Consider the following 21646-nt stretch of genomic DNA (forward strand, 5'->3'; position numbering starts at 1 on the left):
GGGGCGCACCTTCTTTGCGGCGCGACTGCTCCCTACCCCGCCGGCACGATCACCATGCTCTTGTCCTTGGGCCAGCGGATGCGCCAGGCGAAGTTGATGTCCTTGACCTCGCCGGGCTTGGCATCGAACGACCATTCCAGCACGCCGCGCCTGTCGCGGATGTTGCTTGCAGTCGGCTGGGTGCTCGAGGGCAGCATCTCGACGACGATGTCCTCGTTCTCGCTGACCGGCAGCTGATCCTCGATCGCGACCTTGATCGGGAAATCATGGCCGTTGCGGATCGTGGTCTTGAACGAACGCTCGTCGGTCTTCGACGTCGTCACGAGCAAGCCCGCCGAGCCCTCGTTGCGCTTGAGCACGGCGCGCTCGATTCTGACCTTGTCGTCGGCGCCGAAGCCGAGCCGCACGATGTCGTCCTTGGCGGACGCCGTGATCTTGCCACGGCCGACGAAGGTGCCGTCGCGGTAGATCGCGACCTTGCCCGGCAAGAGACTGGCATCGTCGGTCTGCTTGAAGCTGGCTTCGAGGAAGGCGGTCGGATCCATCACCGGTGCCGCGCGAACCGCGAGATCGGCCGGTACGGTCATGGAAGCGATGCGCAGGCTCTTGGCACCCTCGGCAGCGCCGAGGCTGACGCGGCCGGGAATTTTGAAGGTGGCCTGGAAATCGCCGATCTCGGCGACGGCCTGTTGCTCGTCGGCGCGCTCGGTCGCCTCTGCGACCTTGGACATGGGCTCGAACTGCGCCGAACGCTGGCGGGCGGTTGGCGCGGGCCGCGCCAGGTCCGAAGCGCTGCCGAGTGCAAGGGGCTTCGGCACTTGCGGATATTGCGCCATCAGCGAGTTCAGCTCCGGAGCGCTGCCGCCGCGGCCGATGCGAACCGTGGAAACGCCGAGCGTCACGTTCGACCAGTCCTCGCCGGTCGACTGCGTGACCTCGGCGCGACGGACGAGTTCGAGCTGTGGCTTGCGATCCTTGGCGCCGGTATCGAGCCGGGCGTCGTAGAGCGGCACCCAGCGCGCGTTGCGCACGGCGTAGGTCACCCGCAATGTCGCTTTGGTCGCAGCCGCCGAGGCGACGTCGATCCGCACTTCCAGCTTGCTCGGCGGCTTGGCCGAGCGCTCGGCTTCCAATTGCGCGATCTGTCGGTCGATCTCGCGCTGTTTTCGGGTGGCTTCGCGGATTGCGGTGTCAGCGGTCGCGATCTCCTCGGCAACCGCCGCAAACGCCGCGCGCCATTCGGTGATCGGCCGCGCCTCGCCCTTCTCGCCGAGGCCGGCGGGGGAGGCTTCGGCAAAATGCTGCGCAAATTTACGCCGGGCGTCGGCAGAGTCGATCGCACCTTGCAGATCGGCCCGCTGATCTCTCAGTGCTTCGATGCGCTTATCGAGCTCGGGGAGGTTGGCTGGCTGCGCCGTCCTCGGCGGCCGCGCGTCGATCGTGCCGATGGTGAGCTTGGCGCCCGCCTCGCCTTCGACGCGGAGGGACGACGGATCGAGCGAGAGCGGAAAATCCTTGGCGACCAGCGTCGAGTCCCCGGAGGCGATATCCAACGAAATGACGCGGGTGACGGTGGCGCCGTCGGGATAGACGGTGACCGTGTCGATCGCCGACGTGGCGTCCACGTTGGCCGCCCATGACGGCCATGCGATAGCCGCGGTCACCAGGACCAAGCTCGTGGTTGCCAACCATTTTGCGGTGATGCGCATGAAGTCCCTCCTGCCGGTATCGCCGCGCCGCCAGCCGGACGCGCGCGATGAAATGCCTCGCCATCGTGATGAGACGCGGCGGGAAAGGAACTGGTTCGATTGGGGTTTCCGTGGGGCGCAGCCGCGGCAGCAGCATGGCCGCGGAACGCATCGGCGCGGCCGCGGCCGAGCCTCAGACCTGTGTGGGCGAACCCTGGCCGAAGATGCGCCGGAGCAGATCGGTCACGTTGCGGGCGCCGGCCTTCTTCAAGATGCTGGCGCGATAGCCCTCGACGGTCCGCGCGCTCAGATGCATCCGCCGGGCGATCTCCTTGTTGGTGAGGCCGGCGGCGAGATGCTCGAGCACGTCGCCCTCGCGCGCGGTCAAGGGCTCGCAGCCTGTCAGCCAGCGTCGTCGGCCCGCGCCGGGCTGCGCGAATTCGTCGATGGCGGCATCGATCCGGCCGACGATGTCGTGGGTGCGGAACGGCTTTTCGATGAAGTCGGCCGCGCCGCTCTTGATGGCGTCGACCGCCATGGCGATGCTGCCGTTCGCCGAAGTCACCAGCACGGGCGCCATGCAGTTCTCCCCGCGCAGCCGCTTGAGCAGGTCGAGGCCGGAGCGATCGGGCGGCAGCTCCAAGAGTACACAAGCGGGCATCCGCGCCCTTGCGGCGGACAAGAGAGACGCACTGTCGGCGAAACAGATCACCTCGTAGGCGTTCTGTTGGAGCGCGCTCGAAAGTTGCTCGCGGGAGGCAGCGTCGGCGTCGATGACGAATATCTCACCCTTGGAAAGCGTGTTTCCCGGCATGATCCCGATCCAGCAATGTCTTGGTCAAAGGGCCCGAGACGGTAGCGGGCTCCATCGCCCTGCCGCGCCGTCGTAAACACGGCATTCACGCCCGTGCTTCGGTTTCCCCTATGTATGTTCCGCACGGTTCCTGGATTTGACTGACCGGGACAGAAAATTTACATTTCGGGACATCCGCGGGAACAGCTGGCAGGAACGGTTCGCATGACCGACCTCATTCGCAGCTCGAGCCTGAGTTACTATCCGGAGGTCGCCCGGTCGGTCGGGCTCGACCCCAGGCAGATGATGCGCAAGGCCAGGCTGCCGCCAGCCTGCCTCGACAAGCCCGACACGCCCATTGCCGTCGCCGGCCTGCGCCGTCTGCTCGAATTGTCCGCGGAGGCGTCCGGTGCCGAAGATTTCGGCTTGCGTCTCGCCGAGCGCGGCGGCCTGACCAATTTCGGCGCGGTCGGCTTGATCGTGCGCGAACAAGCGACCGTCGGTGAGGCGATCGATGCGTTCTCGCGCTTCATCCATATCCATCATGATGGCATGCGGCTGGACGTTGCGCGCAGCAAGCAGACCGTGACCATCACGATGCGTCTGCGCGGCCGGAAACCGAGCGCGCCGCGGCAGTCGATCGACGTGGCGCTCGGCAGCGTCCACCGCATCATCCGGTCGCTGTTCGGGCACGACTGGCGGCCGCAGGAGGTGCACCTGCATCATCCGCCGCCGCACGATCGCAAGCGCTATCGCGAATTCTTCGGCTGCCGCGTGATCTTCAACGCGAGGGATGACGCGATCGTGTTGTCCGCGCACGATATGGAACGTCGGATCCCGAGCGCGCATCCGCTGATCGCGAGCTATCTGCGCAAGCGGATCGAGGCGATCGAAACACGGCCCGCAAGCTGGGAGCAGAAGGTCGACGAGGTCGTACGTCTCCTCCTTGCCGGCGGCGACTGCACGGTCGAGCGCGTCGCCGAGCATCTCGCCTGCACCCGCCGCACCATCCACCGCCGCCTCGCAGCATCGGGCACCAGCTTCTCGGCCATCCTGGACACGCAACGCGCCGATCTCGTGATCCAGCTGATCGACGACCCCGACCGGCCGCTGGCTGACATCGCGATGCAACTTGGCTTTTCCGCGCAGAGTGCCATGGCGCGCTGGTTCCGCAGTCGGTTCGGCTGCACCATCACCGAATGGCGCAAGGGCGTCCGGCCCGTGACGGCACCGCCCACGGCGACTGCAGCTTGAGTTCAGCGTGCGGGAGCGGGCACGCCCATCGTGGCGAGGCCACGCCACCGGCTGCCGGCGAGCAGCGGACCGAACGCAATGGCAAATCCGAGGAAAGCGACGATCCAGCCGCAAGCGGCGATGTGCAGCAACACATCGCCATGCGCGGGCAACACGACGGCAGCGACCCGGGTCAGAGCCGCGACGATGACCGCAGCATAGATTCCCTGGATCGCCGGCGAAGCCGTCAACGCCTGTCCGGTGTGGCCGAGACTCGCGCGGGTCATCACTGCGAGCGTCATGGTTCCCGCCGCACCCGCCATCCAGGCGTGGATGCCGGCGCTTGGCGGCAGCACACCGAAAACCGCCAGGGCATGCAGGATGAAGCCGAACGGCACGAAGACGTAGCCGACATGCAGGATCACGAGCAGCCGCTCGCGGAAGGTGCGATCGCCGGCCCAGCGCGCAAGCCGCACCAAGTGCAGCCCGCCGACAAGTGCCATCACAATTCCGGTGACGGCATTCGACGGCGCCACGATCCATGAGACGAGCGCGAGCGCGCTGCATCCGATCACGGCGCCGTCGAAGCGTCCGAACGGCACGGGCAGTCGGCCGGGATTGAACTTGACCAGCCAGTTGCGGGTGAAGCTTGGAATGATACGGCCGCCGATCAACGCAATCAGCAGAATGACCACGCTGATGCCGACGCGGATGCTGACATCGGCGGCGCCCTGGTCGTGCGCTTCGACATGGAAGGCGATGTTGCCGGCGAGCAGAACGAGCACCAGCCCCACCACAGGCAGGTTGCGCCAGTTGCCGCCTGCGATGATCTCGCGCATCGCGGCGGCGACGACCAATGCCAGGAAGGCGGCATCGACGATCAGCGCAAACGCCCAGCCGACATCGGCCGACATCGTCACAACGATGCGCCCGGCGAGCCAGACCATCAGCAGCGCCCCCAGCGGCCTGCCCTGGATCGGCAGCCGCCCCGTCCAGTTCGGGATTGCCGTGAACAGGAACCCGGTGATGACAGCGGGCAGGAAGCCATAGAGCATCTCGTGGATGTGCCAGTCGCGTGGCCCGAATGCGGAACTCACGGACAATTCGCCATAGAAGATCGGCAGCCAGGCCAGGATCGACAGCGCCGCCTGGATCGCGGCGAGCAGGAAAAAGGGCCGAAAGCTGTTCGCGAACAGCGGCCAGCCCGCAAAGTTACGGGATCGGGCGCCAGCCATGGCATCAACTCCAATAAATCCAGATCATTGTTTGGAAAAATACCGCCACCCGACCGGTCCGTTTTGCGCTACCGCAAACACCAGGACGATTGCAGGTGCCATCACACTCCCGAGCGCCAAGGAGGCAGAATGGCCAAGGTCGACACATCGCTGGTTGCGCATTTGCCGCTGTTCGCGGGGATGACGCCGGAAGCTCTGGACGAGATCCTGCGTGAGGCCCGCTCGGCCCGCTTCTCCAGGAACAGTGCCATCTTCGAGCAGGGGGCCGACGCGCAATCCTTCTTCCTGCTGTTGCACGGTCATGTCCGCGCGGCCAAGACCACGCCGACCGGTGAGCAGATTGTGGTACGCTATGTCGCGCCCGGCGAAACATTCGGGCTCGCGATGGCGATCGGAGCCGCGCGCTATCCGGCGACGGCGATGGCGGTCGACGACAGCGTGGTGCTGATCTGGCCGACCTCGGCCTGGCCGCGGTTGGTCGAGCGGTTTCCGGCGCTTGCCGCCAACACGCTCCAGACCGTCGGCACCCGGCTTCAGGAGAGTCACACCCGCATCCTGGAAATGTCCACCCAGCAGGTCGAGCAACGCATTGCGCACGCGCTGCTGCGCCTCGCCAAGCAGTCCGGCAGGAAACTCGACCACGGCATCGAGATCGACTTCCCGATCAGCCGCCAGGACATCGCGCAGATGACCGGCACCACGCTGCACACCGTCAGCCGCATCCTGAGCGGCTGGGAGAGCCAAGGCCTCGTGGAGAGCGGCCGCCAGCGCATCATCCTGCGCGAACCGCACAAGATCGTCGTGTTGGCGGAGCGGAATGCCGACAGCGGCGCGGCGTGAGAGCCGACGCCTGGATGCCTCCGCTGACAGGGGTGAGGGGCGCTTCCGCTTACGGCGAAAGCGCTCCCTCCTGCGGGAACGCGCGCGCCCGCGCGATTCCAGACCGTTTCACGCCGGCACGCAATCGCTCAATGCAGCGAGGAATTTGTCGCGGTCGATGCCATGTTCGCGGCAGGCATCATCCACGGTGTGGAAGGTCGCGATCGGACAGCCGACGCAGGCCATCCTGAAGGCGAGAAACACGCGGATCGTGTGCGGCGCCGTGCGCATGATGTCATCGACCAGATCGTCGGATCCGAAGGGCATGGACAACTCCGTTCCGAATTGACGATAAAGGCGCGGGCGGAAGTCTCTTTGTTGAAGCGCAAGCTGTTGCCAGTTCCGCCGCCATCACTCCGGGGCTCGCGCCTCGCGCGCCCCGAATGAATCAAGCTAAACTGCCCGGCTGTGCAGTTGCTTGCCGGGATCCAGATGCGCATCGAATGCGGCGGCGACGCTGCGAACCAGGAAGCGCGAATCCTTGGCGACCGCGAGCCGGTCGCCGTCCAATCGCACGACGCCGTCGGAGATCAGCGGCTTCAGACGGGCCGCCGATCTCAGCATCGCGCCGGCCTCTGCGCCATGACGGGCGCAGATGTCGCCGAGATCGGCACTGAACTCGCACATGATGCGTTCGATGATGTCGGCGCGCAACCGGTCGTCGTCGGTGAGCCCGTAGCCTTTCGCGGTGGCGAAGCGGCCGGCGGCGATGCTTTGAGCATAGGCGCCGATCTGCACCTCGTTCTGGACATAGCCCTGCGGCAGATGTCCGATCGCGCTCGCGCCGAAGCCGAGCAGGACTTCACTCTTGTCGGTGGTGTAGCCTTGAAAATTGCGCCGCAGCGTCCGCTGCTCGAACGCCACCGCCATGGAATCGTCGGGCCGTGCGAAATGATCGAGCCCGATCTGCACGTAACCGGCCTCCTTCAGGGCATTCGCGATCGCGCAGGCCTGGTCGTGGCGCGCAAGGCCGTCGGGCAGCACGGCCTCGTTGATCATGCGCTGGTGCTTCTTGAAATCAGGCACATGAGCATAGCCGAACACCGAGAAGCGGTTGGGCGCGAGCGCGAGGCTGCGCCGCACGGTGTCCAGGCACGAGGCGACGGTCTGGTGCGGCAAGCCGTAGATCAGGTCGAAATTGATTCCCTCGATGCCCGCGCCGCGAAGCATGTTGACCACGGACGCGGTCTGCTCGAAGCTCTGCACGCGGTTGATCGCCCTCTGCACCACGGGATCGAAACTCTGCACGCCAAGGCTCGCGCGGTTGACGCCGGAGAGCCGCATGGCCTCGACCATGTCGGCGGTCAGTGTGCGGGGATCGATCTCGACCGCGATTTCGGCCGAAGGCAGCACGAAGAATTTCTGGCGCATCGTCGCCATCAACTCGGCAAAAGCCTCCGGCGCCATGATCGTCGGCGTACCGCCGCCGAAATGGATGTGCTCGACCTTGATCCGACGGCCGATGGTTTCGGCGGTTAGCGCGATCTCGTTGCGCAGCGTCCGCTGATAGCCGGCGATGAGATCGTCGCGGCGGACGATCTGGGTATGGCAGCCGCAGTACCAGCACATCTCCCGGCAGAACGGCACGTGCAGATAGAGTGACGCGCTGGCGCCCGCCGGCAGTTCCGCCAGCCACCGAGCATAGGTGTCCGGACCGATCGCGGGCGAAAAGTGCGGTGCGGTCGGATAGCTCGTGTAGCGTGGCAGACGTTCCTCGCCATAGACCGCCGCAAGATCAGCTCTCATGTCTTATCCATTCGTAAATTTCCGCCGCACGCAGACGTCGCGGCAAATCACGGAATGCGTTCAATTAACCCGGATGCGCGGAAACGACTTTGCGCTCGCGCAAAGCGCGGCGGCCGGTTCCCGGCCATGATGAGGGCACTTCGCTTGGCCATCCGGAGCGCTAGCCATGAGGCTTCTTGCACTCGAACTCATTCTCTCCCTGCTCGACGTCCGCGGCCATATCCCGCGTTTCGACGACTTCCGGCCGGCCCCGGCCACACCAGCCTCCACTGGCATGGTGCGCGCCCTGGCCGCAGCAATCGCCGTCTTCGTCGTGCTGTCGCTGGCGATCTGGGGAACGGTCGGGCTTGCCATATCTCTCCTCTAGCCGCCTCTTCGCGAAGGCTTCGATCAAGATCTCATCCAGGCGCGCATTTGCCGGTGCTGTACTCCTGACCTCGCCTGCCTTCGCCGCCGACACGACCGGCCATAGCCAACGTCCCTGCCGGGCACGCCGGTCCTGCCGAGATCGCAATCCGACTTGAAGATGCGAACGAGTTGCCGCTGAGCGCCGATGCGGTTGCGGTCACGCTCGCCAATCCGTGGCGCCAGTTGCAGCAAAGGCCGAACGCGTCGGCAACGAGCAATGGTGTGTCAGGGTGTCCGCACCGCTATCCGGCCGCTGTTCGCTCGCCCCGACATCCGCATCGCATCGCGCCTTCGGACGCGATCGAAATGGTATCACCGATCCTGCTCCGCCGAGCACCTCAGCACTGTTGCGGAGGTGAATCCGGCGGAAGCTTGTTGCAGCGCAAACACGCTTGCCGCGATCGGCGCACACTGCATTCCGTCATCAAAACCTTTTCAGATGAAGGATGCTTCCGATGTTCACCCGCAGAGCCGCATTGATCAGCGCCGCCGCGACCGCCCTGATGCTGGCGACCCCGGCTTTCGCCGCCAGCGATCTCAAGCTGCCGCGCCAGAAGGTAGAGCTGGTCGCTCCGCCCTTCGTGCACGCGCACGAGCAGGCCACGACGCAGGGCCCCAAGATCGTCGAGTTCAAGCTGACGGTCGAGGAGAAGAAGGTCGTCATCGACGACAAGGGCACCACCTTCCAGGCGATGACGTTCAACGGCTCGATGCCGGGACCGCTCATGGTCGTGCACGAGGGTGACTATGTCGAGCTGACGCTGGTCAATCCCGCCACCAACACCATGCCGCACAACATCGACTTCCATTCCGCGACCGGCGCGCTCGGCGGCGGCGAACTCACGCTCATCAACCCCGGCGAACAGGTCGTGCTGCGCTGGAAGGCGACCAAGACCGGCGTGTTCGTCTATCATTGCGCACCGGGCGGCCCGATGATCCCCTGGCACGTCGTCTCCGGCATGAACGGTGCCGTGATGGTGCTGCCGCGCGACGGGCTGAACGACGGCAAGGGCCGAGCGCTGAAATACGACAAGGTCTACTATATCGGCGAGCAGGACATGTACGTGCCGCGTGACGAGAAGGGCAATTTCAAGTCCTACGACTCGCCCGGCGAAGCCTTCACCGAGACCGAAGAGGTGATGAAGAAGCTGATCCCCACCCATGTCGTGTTCAACGGCAAGGTCGGCGCGCTCACCGGCAAGAATGCACTCACCGCCAAGGTCGGCGAGAACGTGCTGATCGTGCATTCGCAGGCCAATCGCGACAGCCGTCCGCATCTGATCGGCGGCCATGGCGATTATGTCTGGGAGACCGGCAAGTTCGGCAATGCACCCGAGGTCGGGCTCGAGACCTGGTTCATCCGCGGCGGCTCGGCGGGAGCTGCGCTGTACAAATTCCAGCAGCCCGGCATCTATGCCTATGTCACGCATAATTTGATCGAGGCGGCCGATCTCGGCGCCACCGCGCACTTCAAGGTCGAAGGCAAGTGGAACGACGATCTGATGACCCAGGTGAAGGCGCCTGCCGAAATACCGCCTGCCAGCACCAACTAGACGCGACAAGGGGCCGGTCATCACCGGCCCCTTCTTGTTTCGGGGAACGACCATGCTGATCGCATTCAAGCTCAAACTGGCGCTCGCCTGCGCGGCCGGGCTTGCGGGGCCGCTGGCCGTTGCGCCTCTGGTTTCCGAGATGGCGACGCATAATGCGGGAGGCGAGCCGGCCATGGTCGAGGTCGCTCCCGGCAGCTTCTCATATCGCGAAGCCGGCGATTTCACACGCGGCGGCCAGCAGGCGGAAGCGCCGCTGCGCACCCTGCGGATGGATCGGCCGCTGCACATCATGCGAAATCAGGTCTCCTCATCCGACTATCGACTTTGCGTGCAGGATGGCGCCTGCCGCGCGCTCGATCGCGACGTGGCGATCGCGCCCGATCGCCCCGCAGTGCAGGTGAGCTGGCACGATGCCGAAGCCTATGCAGGCTGGCTGTCGCGCAAGACCGGCCGGCATTACCGCCTGCCGAGCGACGAGGAATGGGCGTTTGCCGCCGGCTCCAGATTCAAGGATGATGGTGTGCCGGTCGATGCAAGCGACCCTTCGAAGCGCTGGATCAGCCGCTATGAGCGTGAATCCGAACGCGACCTCACCGACACCACGGCCTATCCGTTCGGCAAATTCGGCCAGAACGAGCACGGCATCGAAGATCTCGCCGGCAACGTCTGGGAGTGGACCTCGAGCTGCTTCGTGCGCTCGCGTGTCGACGAGGCCGGCAATGCCGGCCGCCCGACCGTGAACTGCGGGGTGCGTATCGCCGAAGGTGCCCACCGCGCCTATGTCACCGATTTCATCCGCGACGCTCGCGCGGGCGGCTGTGCTCAGGGCGTGCCGCCCGCCAATCTCGGCTTCCGCCTGGTGCGCGAGGAGATGTCATGGCTGCTCAGCGTGTCGCAGCGCCTGAGCAAGACGTGGCCGGCAAGATCATAATCATAGCGGCGCGCATCGTTTTCCCGTCAACGTCTCAATCCACTAATTAGAATCGATCTAAAAGCAATAATGGAATCCCTCTAAGTCATAGCCCTCGCGACATCGCGTCGCTGACGTTGCCGCATCGCCTGCGCTACTCAATCGGGCGTTCAATCGCGCGCCTGGAGCAGCCCTTATGATCAATCTTCGCGTCCTCGCCGCGTCCGCGGCGGTGTTGAGCCTGACCTCGTCCTTCGTGTCGAAGGCAGCCGCCAATGGCGATGTCAACGTCTATACCTATCGCGAGACCAAGCTGATCCAACCGCTGTTCGACGCCTTCAGCAAGGATACGGGCATCAAGGTCAATGTCGTCTCCGCAAGCTCCGGTCTGGAGCAGCGCATGAAGGCGGAAGGCGCCAACAGCCCGGCCGACGTGCTGCTGACGGTGGACATCGGCCGCATCGACGAGGCAGTGCAGGCCGGCGTCACCCAGCCGATCAAGTCGGAGGTGGTCGACAAGGTCGTGCCGGCCCAGTATCGCGATCCGGACGGACACTGGGCCGGCATCTCCATGCGCGCGCGCGTGATCTATGCCTCGAAGGAACGCGTCAAGCAGGACAAGATCACCTATGAGGAGCTCGCCGATCCCAAGTGGAAGGGCAAGATCTGCATTCGCTCGGGCCAGCACATCTACAACAACGCCCTGTTCGCGGCCTACACGGCCAAGTACGGTGAGGCCAAGGCCGAGGAATGGCTGCGCGGCGTGAAGGCCAATCTCGCGCAGAAGCCGTCGGGCGGCGATCGCGAAGCCGCCCGTGACGTTGCCGCTGGCAAGTGCGACATCGGCATCGGCAACACCTATTACTGGGCGCTGATGATCAACAACGATCCCGAGAAGAAACCGTGGGCGGAGGCGACCCGCGTCATCCTGCCGACCTTCGAGGGCGGCGGCACCCACGTCAACCTCTCCGGCGTGCTGCTCGCCAAGCACGCGCCCAACAAGGCCAACGGCATCAAGCTGATCGAGTGGCTCGTCAGCGAGCAGGCGCAGCAGATGTATGCCGACCAGAATTACGAATACCCAGTTCGCACCGGTGTCGCCATCAACTCTACCATCGCGGGCTACGGCAAGCTCGGCCCAGATCCGTTGCCGATCGCAAAGATCGCCGCCAACCGCAAGGCTGCGGCCTCGCTGGTGGACAAGGTCGGCTTTGACAACTGATCTCTGGCGGCCCTCGTCTCTCAAACTGGCAGAAGCTTCGGGCGCACGGCCTCGTTTGAGAGGCCGCGCCCACGCCGGGCGCGCCGCGACCGCAATCGCGATCGCAACCGCGATCCTGGTCGCGGCGCCCGTGATCTCGATCGTTTCGCTGGCTCTGCAGCCGGCGCCCGATGTGTGGCACGACCTGATCAACTACGTGCTGCCGGCCGCCCTCCTGGACACCGCGCTTCTGCTCGTCGGGGTCGGCGCGCTCACACTTCTGATCGGCGCCGGCACTGCATGGGTGATATCGCGCCACGATTTTCCCGGCCGGGGCATGCTCCTGTGGCTGATGCCGCTGCCGCTGGCGATTCCGACCTATCTTGCGGCTTACGTCTATGCCGACCTGTTCGAACCGCTCGGCCTGGTGCACCGCACCCTCGCAATCTGGCTGCCGTTGCGCGATGCCCTCGGCCATCTGCCCAACCTGCGCTCGCTGCCGGGCGCCATCTTCGTGATCGGGCTAGTGCTCTATCCTTACGTCTATCTGTCGGCGCGCGCGACGTTTCAGGTTCAGTCTGCCGAATTCGCCGAGGCGGCTAGGACGCTGGGGGCCGGCCGATGGACCGTTTTCTGGCGCGTTTCACTGCCGATGGCGCGGCCGGCGCTCGCGGTCGGCGTGGCGCTGGTCGCGCTGGAAACGCTCAACGACATCGGCGCCAGCGAATATCTCGGCATCCGCACGCTGACGGTCTCGATCTTCACCACCTGGCTCAACCGCGGCAGCCTCGCCGGTGCGGCGCAACTCGCATGCCTGATGCTTGCGATCGTCGCCGGCCTGATCGCGATGGAGCGTTACGGCCGTCGCAACGCCAACGCCGAATTCTCGGCCGAAAGCCCGCATGTGAGGCAGCGAACCCCGCTTTCGGGCGCAAGAGCGTGGATCGCGTTCGCGGTCTGCGTGCTGCCGGTGCTGATCGGCTTCGTCGTGCCGCTGTTCTATCTGGCGCATCAGGCTCTCGGTCGCGGACTGCTTGCAAATTTCGACCCGCTCCTGTGGCGCCACACCTTCCATTCGTTTGCCTATGCAGCGCTCGCGACGCTCATGGCGCTGATGCTTGCGCTCGCCACGACGATCGCGCACCGCTTTCGGCCCGATCCTCTGCGATATGTGGCGATGAGCATCGCGCAAACCGGCTACGCGCTGCCGGGTCTCGTGATTGCCCTCGGCCTGCTGACCCCCGTACTGGCGGTCGACAACGCGCTGAGCGCGATCGCTGCCTGGACGGGACGTTCGCTGCCGGGGCTGATCCTGGTCGGCTCCGGGACGGCCGTCGTCATCGCCTACATGATTCGCTTTCTGGCGGTGCCGGTCGGCATGATCAAGGCCGGGTTCGACAGCATTCCGCGCGACTATGACGAGAGCGCACGCACGGTCGGCGCGGGCCAGGCGGTCATGTTGAGGCAGATCTATCTGCCGTTGCTCCGGCCCGCGATGCTTGGCGCCGTCATCATCATGTTCGTCGACTGCCTGAAGGAGCTCCCGGCAACGCTGCTCTTGCGGCCCCTCAACGTCGAAACGCTGTCGACGTCGATCTACCAGTTCGCAAGCCGCGGCAATTTCGAGGACGGCGCGCTCGCGGCCCTCCTGATCATCGCTGCCAGCATCGGCCCGGTTGTCTGGCTGACCCGGTTCTCCGAGGTGCCGAGCGGTCCCGCTTGAAGGCATGGGCACATCGTCCGAGCACCCGTGGTGCTTCGACCAATCGAGTTGTTATCGCCCGACCTGATCGCTGAACCAAAATCGTAAGGACGCGCAGACCGTATTGTGTTGCGCGCCCCAGCGTTTCCCGCTTACGTATTCTTCAGCGCGACGCGGAATTCGGCTTCGGTCTTGGCCTTGACCTCGTCGAGCGAAACGCCGTCGGCGAGCTCGATCAGCGCCATGCCGCCATTGCCATGCTTGTCGATGGTGAAGACGGCCAGATCAGTGACGACCATGTCGACCACGCGCTCGCCGGTCAGCGGCAGGTTACACTGCTTCAGGAGCTTGGCGCCGTCCTTGGCCGAATGCTCCATCACCACGATGACGCGCTTGACGCCGGCGACGAGATCCATCGCGCCGCCCATGCCCTTGACCATCTTGCCGGGGATCATCCAGTTGGCGAGATCGCCGTTCTGGGCCACCTGCATGGCACCCAAGATCGACAGGTCCATGTGACCGCCGCGGATCATGCCGAAGGAATCCGCGCTCGAGAAATACGAGGTCGAGGGCAGCTCGCTCACGGTCTGCTTGCCGGCGTTGATGAGATCGGCGTCCTCCTCGCCCTCATACGGGAACGGGCCCATGCCGAGCATGCCGTTCTCGCTCTGCAGGCTGACGTCCATGCCGTCCGGGATGTAGTTCGAGACCAGCGTCGGGATGCCGATGCCGAGATTGACGTAATAGCCGTCACGCAACTCCTTCGCGGCGCGCGCGGCCATCTGTTCACGGGTCCAGGCCATCAGATTTCAACTCCAGTGCCGGCCGCCGGCGCCTTCGTCGGGCGCGGGCGGGTGTTGCGGAATTCGATGCGCTTCTTGGCCGTGCCGACCTCGACGATGCGCTTCACGAAGATGCCGGGCGTGTGAATGTGGTCGGGATTGAGTTCACCGGCCGGAACCAGATGCTCGACCTCGGCCACCGTGATCTTCGCGGCGGTCGCCATCATCGGGTTAAAATTGCGCGCGGTCTTGCGGTAGATGAGGTTGCCGGCGGTGTCGCCCTTCCAGGCGTGCACGATGGCGAGGTCGGCGAACAGGCCGCGCTCCATCAGGTACTTCTCGCCGTCGAATTCCTTCACTTCCTTGCCTTCGGCGATCAGCGTGCCGACGCCGGTCTTGGTGTAGAAGGCCGGAATGCCGGCGCCGCCCGCGCGGATGCGCTCGGCCAGCGTGCCCTGCGGATTGAATTCGAGTTCCAGTTCCCCGGCGAGGAATTGCTGGGCGAACAGCTTGTTCTCGCCGACATAGGACGAGATCATCTTCTTGATCTGACGGGTTTCGAGAAGGCGGCTGAGGCCGATGCCGTCGACGCCGGCATTGTTGGAGACCACCGTCAGGCCCTTGACACCGGACTCCCGGATCGCGTCCGACAGCTCTTCGGCAATGCCGCAGAGGCCGAAGCCACCCGACATGATCATCATGTTGTCTTTTAGAATGCCGTCGAGCGCCGACTTGGCGTCGGGATAGACCTTGTTCATGCAAAAAACCTCGACTGAACCTTCGGCTTGCAGGCATCGCGCCTTATTGGCGGCGATTATTAGGCGAAATCGTCCGAAGCCGTCAATGATACGGGGTTCTCCGCTGCGCCGCTGGGTGGTAGAAGCTGCCCACGCCGTGGGCATAACCGTGCAGCGGCCTTGAAAGCGTCAAGAAAACCCATCAAGTTGCGGGGGTTGGGTGTGGGCGCGCAGGTTTCCCGGCCCGCCCTCTGGCTCCAACGACCAACCCGATCAGGACATGCCATTGACCATGGCCCAAGGAATGAAGCGCCTCGGGACGCCGATCGCGGCGCTGCTCGGCGTCGCGCTGATCGCCCTGATCGCGACCTCCTGGCTCATCAACCGCGACGCGCTGCGCAAGGCGGTCGAAGCGCAGATCCGCGACGTCACCGGGCTGGAGCTCAATGTCGCAGGCAACATCGACATTTCGGTGCTGCCGGCGAGCTACATCTCCTTCCACGACGTCGGCCTCAAGGGCGGCGGCACCAGCACGCCAGCGCTCCAGGTCGACGTGCTCACCGCGAATCTGCGGCTGCTGCCGCTGCTGCTGCAGCGGTTCGAGATCGCAGACCTGATGCTGCTGCGTCCGCGCATCCATGTCAGCCTCAAGCCGGACGGCGAGAGCAACTGGACGCCCTTCATCCAGACCATCGCGCGCACCATGAAGCCCGGGGCCGAGAACCAGGTCTCGTTCTCCGAAATCCGGATCCAGGACGGCGTGCTCGACTACGAGGACGCCGCCACACATGCCACCGAGAAGCTCGAGGACATCGACCTGTCGCTGGCCTGGCCTTCGATCTCGCGCTCCTTTGCCGCGACCGGACAGTTCGACTGGCGCGGCGAGCGCGTCGACGGCTCGATCAGCTTTTCCGATTTCGTCGCCGCCCTCTCCGGCGACCGGTCCGGCCTGAAGGCGCGGATCGCCAGCGCGCCGCTCAAGCTCGCCTTCGACGGCAGCGTCGCCAATCGCACCAGCCCCATGATGGAAGGCACGCTCACCGTCGACAGCCCGTCCTTGCGCAACGCACTGCGCTGGACCGGGCAGCCGCAGCCCGGCAGCGGCGGCTTCGGCCGCTTCGCGCTGAAGGCGCGCGCCAACGTCGTCGGCGCCTCGATCGCGCTCACCAATGTCAATGTCGAGCTCGACGGCAATGCCGCCGAGGGCGTCATGACCTACGCCAATAACGGCCGGCAGACGCTGCAGGCGACACTCGCCGCCGACGCGCTCGACTTCACGCCTTATATCTCGACGTTCCGCCTGCTCGCGAGCGGCGCGCGCGACTGGAACCGGCAGCTGTTCGATCTCAACGGATTGTCGACCACCGACCTCGACATGCGCCTGTCCGCGGCCAAGCTGACGGTCGGGCCGACGAAGCTCGGCCGCACCGCGATCGGCGCCAATTTGCGCAACGGCACGCTGGCGCTCTCGGTCGGCGAGGCGCAGGTCTATGGCGGGATCGCAAAGGGCTCGTTCGGCATCGCGCGGTCCGACACCGTCGCCGACATCAAGGCGCAATTCCAGTTCACCGACGTCGATCTCCAGGCCTGCGCCACCGAACTGTTCGGCCTCAACAAGCTGTCGGGCCGCGGCAACATCAACGTCGCACTCCTCGCCTCCGGATCGAGCCCGTTCGGCCTCGTGCAGTCACTCGACGGAAGCGCCACCGTGACCGGTCATGACGGTGCGATCGCGGGCTTCAACGCCGAGCAGCTCCTGAAGCGGCTGGAGCGGCGGCCGCTGTCGGGCGGCGGCAATTTCCGCAACGGCTCGACGCCCTACACCAATCTCACCATCGCCGTGAAATTCTCCGACGGCATCGCCACCGCCGAGGACATCCGCGTCGAAGGGCCGGCGGCGAAGATCACGCTCACCGGCACCGCCTCGGTGCCGACGCGCGAATACGACATGAAAGGCGTGGCGAGCCTCAACAGCGCCTCGGGATTCGAATTGCCGTTCGTGGTGCAGGGCCCTTGGGACGATCCGCTGATCTTCCCCGATCCGGAAAGCCTGATCCGCCGCTCGCCGGCCTCCGCGCCGCTGCTTGACATGCTGAAGGACCGCAAGGGAGGCGATGCCGTGCGCTCCGCGATCGAGCGCATCACGGGAAGCGGAAAGCGTCCCACGCCGGCGGAAGCGCCGACGGCGGAAAATTCTAAAGAGACCGCCAAGTCCAACTAACAAGTCCAACTAAGCTGACGTCCGACTCAGGTGAGTTTCAACTGAGGACGGCGCCTCTCCGGTGTTGGCCGACCATCGCGATTGATGCGGCGATTGGATCGATCCACGCGTTGAGCATCTGCTCTGGCCCAACACCCCCACGACCCAGGTCTGACAAGATGCGTTGATTGCGCTACCATCCTGCGCTAGTGTTTTATATGACCGGTTAAAAACACCGGCCGTTTGAGGGAGAAAAACGTGAGATCCAAGGTAATTGGCGCAGTATCATTGGCAATCGCTGCGGCCGGGCTTTTTGCTGCCACTGCACCCGCCTTTGCACAGCAGAAGACAATCACGGTCTGGTGGGGCAAGGGCTTCTATCGCTCCGAAGACGACGCGCTGATCGAGACGATCAAGAAATTCGAAGCCAAGACCGGCATCAAGGTCGAATTGTCGCAATACGCGATCCAGGACATGATTCCGAAGACGGTCGCGGCGCTCGATGCCGGCACGGTTCCCGATGTCGCCTATTCCGATTCCTACGACGTGCAGGCGCAGGGCAAGTGGGCCTATGAGGGCAAGCTCGAGGATCTCACGGACGTCATGGAGCCGATCAAGGGCCGGTTCGTGCAGAACACGCTCGATGCGTCGATCCTCTACAATGACGTCGCCAAGAAGAAGGCCTATTACGGCTTTCCGCTGAAGCAGCAGAGCATGCACGTCCAGATCTGGAACGACATGCTGGAGAAGGCCGGCTTCAAGCAGAGCGACATCCCGAACGACTGGACGGGCTATTGGACGTTCTGGTGCGACAAGGTGCAGCCGGCGATCCGCAAGGCCACCGGCCAGCGCATCTACGCCGTCGGCCAGCCGATGGGCGTGGAATCCACCGACTCCTTCCAGTCGTTCTACACCTTCATGGATGCCTACCACGTCAAGCTGGTCGACGACGACGGCAAGTTGCTGGTCGACGACCCGAAGGTCCGCGACGGCCTGATCAAGGCGATGAAGGACTATACCGACACCTACATCAAGGGCTGCACCCCGCCCTCCTCGACCACCTGGAAGGATCCCGACAACAACGTCGCGTTCCACAACAAGACCATCGTGATGACTCACAACTTCACGATCTCGATCGCGGCGAAGTGGTTCGAGGACTCGCAGAACCAGGCGCTCACCCAGGAGCAGCGCGACGCCGGCAAGAAGGCCTATGAGCAGGACATCATCACGGCATCCTTCCCAAAGGCGCCGGATGGTTCGACCATCCGCTACCGCTCGGACGTCAAGACCGGACTGGTGTTCACCGCGGCCAAGAACAAGGCCGAGGCCAAGCAGTTCATCAGCTTCCTGCTCCAGGAAGATAACGTCCGTCCCTACATCGAAGGCGCGCTCGGCCGCTGGTTCCCGGTGACCAAGGAAAGCCAGGAAAGCCCGTTCTGGCAGGCTGACAAGCACCGCAAGGCCGTCTACGCGCAGTTCAAGGGCGGCACCGCCGCGTTCGATTTCACCAAGAACTGGAAGTTCACGATCCTCAACAACGAGAACGTGTGGGCGAAGGCGATGAACCGCGTGGTCAGCGAGAAGGTTCCGGTCGACAAGGCCGTCGACGAACTGATCGCCCGCATCAAGCAGGTCGCGGGTTAAGCCAACCTTCCCTCTCCCCGCTGTGCGGGGAGAGGAGTAAGAACAATACCGGCCGCGTTACGCGGCCGGCTTCTCTTTGAAGAGTCCGAAAAGAATGGCGATCACGCTCTCTGGCGATCAGGCAATCCCCGGCCCGCCCTTGTCGTCGCGGCTGACCCCGGCGCAGGTCTGGGGCATCGTGCTGCTCGCGCCCTATCTGCTCGTTTTCCTTGCCTTCGTGGTCTATCCCGTCTGCTACGGGTTGTGGCTGGCGCGGGCCCCGTCGAATTATGTGGCGCTCTACAATGATCCGATCTTTGCGCGCGCCGCGGTCAACACGCTGATCTTCCTCGTCATCGGCATCAACATCAAGATGCTGATCGCGCTGTTCCTGTCCGGCTTCTTCGCCCAGCAGCGCACCTGGATCAAATGGCTCTCGGTGATCTTCATCCTGCCCTGGGCGGTGCCGTCGATCCCGACCATCCTGTCGGTGCGCTTCATGCTCAATCCCGAATGGGGCATGATCAACCACTATATCTTCTCCTTGACCGGCGATGACGGCCCGAACTGGCTGAACGATCCGACGGTGGCGCTGACCATGGCGATCGCCGTGCATATCTGGAAGTCGCTGCCGTTCTGGACGCTGATCCTGATCACCGGGCGCCTCGCGATCTCGCACGATCTGTTCGAGGCCGCCGAGGTGGACGGCGCGAGCTGGTGGCAGAAATTCCGCTACATCACCTGGCCGTCGATGCAGACGCTCTACGTCACCTGCACGCTGCTCTCGATGATATGGACGCTCGGCGATTTCAACAGCGTCTACCTGCTCACCGGCGGCGGCCCGGCCGACCTCACGCACGTGCTGGCGACGCTCGGCATCCGCTATCTCCGGCTCGACCAGCTCTCGCTGGCCATGGCATCGATCGTCTGCGCGATGCCGTTCGTCCTGCCGCTCGTGTACTTCATGATGAAACGGTTGTCGCGATGAAGCTCCCCTCCTTGCGCGAAGTCGGAACCGAAGCGCGGCTGCTGCTGATCGGCATCCCCGTCTTCTTGTGGACGATGATCCCGATCTATCACATGTTCCTGTTCGCGATCTCCCCGAAGGAGGACGCGTTCTCGGGCAAGCTGTGGCCGGATCACCCGACGCTGCACAATTTCGAGATCGTGTTCAAGCAGCAGCATTACTTCCTTCGCGACTTCTACATTCAGTTCTGGAATTCGACCGTGATCGCGGTCTCCGTCGGCGTGCTGACATTGTTCATCGCGACCGCGGCGGCGTTCTCGATCTCGCGGCTGAAGGTGCCGGGCGGGCGCACGGTGTTGAACCTCGCGCTCTTCACTTATTTCATCCCCGCGGCGTTCCTCGCCGTGCCGATGTACCGAACCATGGGCAATTACGGCCTGCTCAACAATCACTGGTCGCTGATCCTGGCCATGGTGACGATCGCGAGTCCCTACGCGATCTGGGTGCTGAAGCAGGCCTCCGACAAGCTGCCGGTCGAGCTGGACGAGGCCGCCGTCATGGACGGCGCCACGACGCTGCAGATCTTCCGCCTGGTCTATTTGCCGCTGATGATGCCCTCGCTGGTCGCGATCGGCACCTATGCGGTGCTGCTGGCCTGGAACGAATATCTCTACGCGTTCCTGCTGCTCTCGAACGACCGCGAGATCACCCTCCCCGTCGCACTCGGCAACTTCCTTGCCGCCGACGATTCGCCGTGGGAGCTGCTCATGACCACCGGCTTCATCTACGCGCTGCCGCCGGCCGCGGTCTATTACGCCTTCCGCCGCTACATGGTGGGCGGGCTGACGGCGGGCGCGGTGAAGTCGTAGTCTCGATCTCGCCGTACGTCATTCCACATACCTGTCGTAGCAACCGCTACGGCAGGTCGATGTCCATCATCTTCGCCAATCGTTGAACCTCAAGTTTCTGGCTCGCTGAGGGCTGGAGACGATTTTCCACGACTGAAGAGTGCAGCCATTCCAGCGCGACACCAAATTCTCGATTGTCGATAAACTCCGCCAGTAGCGCGCAGTCTCTGATAGAGAGTTGAGACGACATCGAGCCTACGAGGTTTGTCAGAGCCTCTTCCAGTTTACGCCATTCTTCGGCACGATTCATCGTTGCTCTCCGATAACACTACAGCGGCGCGGCGCTCTCGCCCTGCGAACTCGATAGTTTCGAGGCGAGCGAAGCGACGACGATGACAACCGCGATCAGGGCGATCACCAGCGTGCAGATCGCGTTGATCTCGGGCTTCACCCCGAGCCGCACCTCCGAATAGATCCTGATCGGCAGCGTTGCCGAGCCGGGGCCGGTGGTGAAGCTCGCGATCACGAGATCGTCGAGCGAGAGCGTGAACGCCAGCATCCAGCCCGCGACGATCGCGGGCGCGATCAGCGGCAGCGTCACCGAGAGAAAGGCGCGCATCGGGTCGCAGCCAAGGTCCATCGCCGCCTCCTCCAGCGAGCGATCGAGCGAGCCGAGGCGGGACTGCACGACCACGGCGACGAAGCACATCGTCAGCGTGGTATGGGCGATCGTCACCGTCCAGAAGCCGCGCTCGGCGTTCAGCGCGACGAACAGCAGCAGCAGCGACAAGCCGGTGATCACCTCCGGCATCACCAGCGGCGCATAGAGCATGCCGGAGAACAACGTGCGGCCGCGGAACCTCTCTCCGCGCGACAGCGCCACCGCGGCGAGCGTCCCGAGCAGCGTCGCGATCGTCGCGGAGGCAACCGCGACCCGCAGGCTCATCCAGGCCGCCTCGATCATGGCGCGATCATTGAAGAACTCGTGATACCAGCGCAGCGACCAGCCGCCCCACACCGTCACCAGCCGCGAGCCATTGAAGGAATAGATGACGAGGATCAGGATCGGCAAATAAAGGAATGCCAGCCCCAGCGCGAGCGAGGCGATGTTGAAGCGGGACAGGCGGGAGAGCTTGTGCAT

20 protein-coding genes are annotated in these 21646 nt (G+C 64.3%); 11 read left to right on the top strand and 9 right to left on the bottom strand.

What is annotated here, in order from left to right; genetic code table 11:
* Positions 1 to 32: 32 nt before the first annotated feature.
* Both ACM42_RS20310 and ACM42_RS20315 read right to left on the bottom strand, forming a co-directional pair.
* Positions 33 to 1709 carry a mucoidy inhibitor MuiA family protein gene (locus tag ACM42_RS20310; RefSeq protein WP_271529603.1) on the bottom strand — a complete coding sequence of 559 codons (1677 nt, stop codon included), beginning with the start codon at positions 1707 to 1709 and terminating at the stop codon, positions 33 to 35.
* A gap of 172 nt (positions 1710 to 1881) precedes the next feature.
* Positions 1882 to 2502: a response regulator transcription factor gene (locus ACM42_RS20315; protein ID WP_271529604.1), complete on the bottom strand. Its 621-nt coding sequence runs from the start codon at positions 2500 to 2502 to the stop codon at positions 1882 to 1884.
* 204 nt (positions 2503 to 2706) lie between these two features.
* On the opposite strand from ACM42_RS20315, the gene ACM42_RS20320 reads away from it, so the two are divergent.
* Positions 2707 to 3735 carry an AraC family transcriptional regulator gene (locus ACM42_RS20320; protein WP_271529605.1) on the top strand — a complete coding sequence of 343 codons (1029 nt, stop codon included), beginning with the start codon at positions 2707 to 2709 and terminating at the stop codon, positions 3733 to 3735.
* A 2-nt stretch (positions 3736 to 3737) separates the two neighbouring features.
* Here the strand turns inward: ACM42_RS20320 and ACM42_RS20325 are convergent, their stop codons facing one another.
* Positions 3738 to 4949: an NnrS family protein gene (locus tag ACM42_RS20325; protein ID WP_271529606.1), complete on the bottom strand. Its 1212-nt coding sequence runs from the start codon at positions 4947 to 4949 to the stop codon at positions 3738 to 3740.
* A gap of 129 nt (positions 4950 to 5078) precedes the next feature.
* Between ACM42_RS20325 and ACM42_RS20330 the strand changes: the two genes are divergently transcribed.
* Positions 5079 to 5789, top strand: a complete 711-nt coding sequence (locus ACM42_RS20330; RefSeq protein ID WP_271529607.1) for a Crp/Fnr family transcriptional regulator — start codon at positions 5079 to 5081, stop codon at positions 5787 to 5789.
* 108 nt (positions 5790 to 5897) lie between these two features.
* Here ACM42_RS20330 and ACM42_RS20335 read toward each other — a convergent pair whose 3' ends face one another.
* Together ACM42_RS20335 and hemN are read right to left on the bottom strand one after the other, a co-directional pair.
* Positions 5898 to 6095, bottom strand: a complete 198-nt coding sequence (locus ACM42_RS20335) for a DUF1858 domain-containing protein (protein WP_035704759.1) — start codon at positions 6093 to 6095, stop codon at positions 5898 to 5900.
* A gap of 126 nt (positions 6096 to 6221) precedes the next feature.
* The gene (hemN, locus tag ACM42_RS20340) at positions 6222 to 7574 is read right to left on the bottom strand and encodes an oxygen-independent coproporphyrinogen III oxidase (protein WP_271529608.1); all 1353 of its coding nucleotides are present in this window, start codon (positions 7572 to 7574) and stop codon (positions 6222 to 6224) included.
* Positions 7575 to 7740: 166 nt separating this feature from the next.
* On the opposite strand from hemN, the gene ACM42_RS20345 reads away from it, so the two are divergent.
* From ACM42_RS20345 to ACM42_RS20365, 5 genes are all read left to right on the top strand, one after another.
* Entirely contained in the window at positions 7741 to 7941 is a 201-nt protein-coding gene (locus ACM42_RS20345) for a hypothetical protein (protein WP_271529609.1), read from the top strand.
* A gap of 496 nt (positions 7942 to 8437) precedes the next feature.
* Positions 8438 to 9535, top strand: coding sequence for a copper-containing nitrite reductase (gene nirK / locus ACM42_RS20350; RefSeq protein WP_271529610.1), 1098 nt, complete (start codon positions 8438 to 8440; stop codon positions 9533 to 9535).
* Positions 9536 to 9587: 52 nt separating this feature from the next.
* A complete protein-coding gene (locus tag ACM42_RS20355; RefSeq protein WP_271529611.1) occupies positions 9588 to 10466 on the top strand; it encodes an SUMF1/EgtB/PvdO family nonheme iron enzyme in 879 nt (292 codons plus the stop codon).
* Between the two features lie 175 nt (positions 10467 to 10641).
* Positions 10642 to 11667 (top strand): Fe(3+) ABC transporter substrate-binding protein, encoded by a 1026-nt coding sequence (locus tag ACM42_RS20360; protein WP_271529612.1) that lies wholly within the window; start codon positions 10642 to 10644, stop codon positions 11665 to 11667.
* Positions 11668 to 11722: 55 nt separating this feature from the next.
* On the top strand, positions 11723 to 13369 hold the full coding sequence (locus ACM42_RS20365) for an ABC transporter permease (protein WP_271529613.1): 1647 nt from the start codon (positions 11723 to 11725) through the stop codon (positions 13367 to 13369).
* A 131-nt stretch (positions 13370 to 13500) separates the two neighbouring features.
* On the opposite strand, the gene ACM42_RS20370 is transcribed toward ACM42_RS20365, so the two are convergent.
* Entirely contained in the window at positions 13501 to 14151 is a 651-nt protein-coding gene (locus ACM42_RS20370) for a CoA transferase subunit B (protein WP_271529614.1), read from the bottom strand.
* Positions 14151 to 14888: a CoA transferase subunit A gene (locus tag ACM42_RS20375; RefSeq protein ID WP_271529615.1), complete on the bottom strand. Its 738-nt coding sequence runs from the start codon at positions 14886 to 14888 to the stop codon at positions 14151 to 14153. The genes ACM42_RS20370 and ACM42_RS20375 overlap by 1 nt, the downstream gene beginning before the upstream one ends.
* A gap of 271 nt (positions 14889 to 15159) precedes the next feature.
* Here ACM42_RS20375 and ACM42_RS20380 point away from each other — a divergent pair, with 271 nt between their 5' ends.
* The 4 genes from ACM42_RS20380 (at position 15160) to ACM42_RS20395 (ending at position 20526) form a co-directional block, all read left to right on the top strand.
* On the top strand, positions 15160 to 17088 hold the full coding sequence (locus ACM42_RS20380; protein WP_271529899.1) for an AsmA family protein: 1929 nt from the start codon (positions 15160 to 15162) through the stop codon (positions 17086 to 17088).
* A 237-nt stretch (positions 17089 to 17325) separates the two neighbouring features.
* Complete coding sequence (locus ACM42_RS20385; RefSeq protein ID WP_271529616.1) at positions 17326 to 18711, top strand: ABC transporter substrate-binding protein; 1386 nt, start codon at positions 17326 to 17328, stop codon at positions 18709 to 18711.
* A gap of 94 nt (positions 18712 to 18805) precedes the next feature.
* A complete protein-coding gene (locus ACM42_RS20390; protein ID WP_194389795.1) occupies positions 18806 to 19678 on the top strand; it encodes a carbohydrate ABC transporter permease in 873 nt (290 codons plus the stop codon).
* Entirely contained in the window at positions 19675 to 20526 is an 852-nt protein-coding gene (locus tag ACM42_RS20395; RefSeq protein WP_028178649.1) for a carbohydrate ABC transporter permease, read from the top strand. Before ACM42_RS20390 ends, ACM42_RS20395 begins: the two co-directional genes overlap by 4 nt.
* Before the next feature lie 46 nt (positions 20527 to 20572).
* Here ACM42_RS20395 and ACM42_RS20400 read toward each other — a convergent pair whose 3' ends face one another.
* On the bottom strand, positions 20573 to 20815 hold the full coding sequence (locus tag ACM42_RS20400) for a hypothetical protein (RefSeq protein WP_271529617.1): 243 nt from the start codon (positions 20813 to 20815) through the stop codon (positions 20573 to 20575).
* Between the two features lie 18 nt (positions 20816 to 20833).
* Positions 20834 to 21646 (bottom strand): ABC transporter permease, encoded by an 813-nt coding sequence (locus ACM42_RS20405; protein ID WP_271529618.1) that lies wholly within the window; start codon positions 21644 to 21646, stop codon positions 20834 to 20836.

The sequence above is a fragment of the Bradyrhizobium sp. CCBAU 25338 genome, assembly GCF_028128965.1.
Taxonomy (GTDB): Bacteria; Pseudomonadota; Alphaproteobacteria; order Rhizobiales; family Xanthobacteraceae; genus Bradyrhizobium; species Bradyrhizobium liaoningense.

Bases quoted from the DNA above. Each gene is read 5' to 3' on its own strand.
- ACM42_RS20310 (WP_271529603.1), bottom strand. From the start codon at position 1,709: ATGCGCATCACCGCAAAATGGTTGGCAACCACGAGCTTGGTCCTGGTG.
- ACM42_RS20315 (WP_271529604.1), bottom strand. From the start codon at position 2,502: ATGCCGGGAAACACGCTTTCCAAGGGTGAGATATTCGTCATCGACGCC.
- ACM42_RS20320 (WP_271529605.1), top strand. From the start codon at position 2,707: ATGACCGACCTCATTCGCAGCTCGAGCCTGAGTTACTATCCGGAGGTC.
- ACM42_RS20325 (WP_271529606.1), bottom strand. From the start codon at position 4,949: ATGGCTGGCGCCCGATCCCGTAACTTTGCGGGCTGGCCGCTGTTCGCG.
- ACM42_RS20330 (WP_271529607.1), top strand. From the start codon at position 5,079: ATGGCCAAGGTCGACACATCGCTGGTTGCGCATTTGCCGCTGTTCGCG.
- ACM42_RS20335 (WP_035704759.1), bottom strand. From the start codon at position 6,095: ATGCCCTTCGGATCCGACGATCTGGTCGATGACATCATGCGCACGGCG.
- hemN (WP_271529608.1), bottom strand. From the start codon at position 7,574: ATGAGAGCTGATCTTGCGGCGGTCTATGGCGAGGAACGTCTGCCACGC.
- ACM42_RS20345 (WP_271529609.1), top strand. From the start codon at position 7,741: ATGAGGCTTCTTGCACTCGAACTCATTCTCTCCCTGCTCGACGTCCGC.
- nirK (WP_271529610.1), top strand. From the start codon at position 8,438: ATGTTCACCCGCAGAGCCGCATTGATCAGCGCCGCCGCGACCGCCCTG.
- ACM42_RS20355 (WP_271529611.1), top strand. From the start codon at position 9,588: ATGCTGATCGCATTCAAGCTCAAACTGGCGCTCGCCTGCGCGGCCGGG.
- ACM42_RS20360 (WP_271529612.1), top strand. From the start codon at position 10,642: ATGATCAATCTTCGCGTCCTCGCCGCGTCCGCGGCGGTGTTGAGCCTG.
- ACM42_RS20370 (WP_271529614.1), bottom strand. From the start codon at position 14,151: ATGGCCTGGACCCGTGAACAGATGGCCGCGCGCGCCGCGAAGGAGTTG.
- ACM42_RS20375 (WP_271529615.1), bottom strand. From the start codon at position 14,888: ATGAACAAGGTCTATCCCGACGCCAAGTCGGCGCTCGACGGCATTCTA.
- ACM42_RS20380 (WP_271529899.1), top strand. From the start codon at position 15,160: ATGGCCCAAGGAATGAAGCGCCTCGGGACGCCGATCGCGGCGCTGCTC.
- ACM42_RS20390 (WP_194389795.1), top strand. From the start codon at position 18,806: ATGGCGATCACGCTCTCTGGCGATCAGGCAATCCCCGGCCCGCCCTTG.
- ACM42_RS20395 (WP_028178649.1), top strand. From the start codon at position 19,675: ATGAAGCTCCCCTCCTTGCGCGAAGTCGGAACCGAAGCGCGGCTGCTG.
- ACM42_RS20400 (WP_271529617.1), bottom strand. From the start codon at position 20,815: ATGAATCGTGCCGAAGAATGGCGTAAACTGGAAGAGGCTCTGACAAAC.
- ACM42_RS20405 (WP_271529618.1), bottom strand. From the start codon at position 21,646: ATGCACAAGCTCTCCCGCCTGTCCCGCTTCAACATCGCCTCGCTCGCG.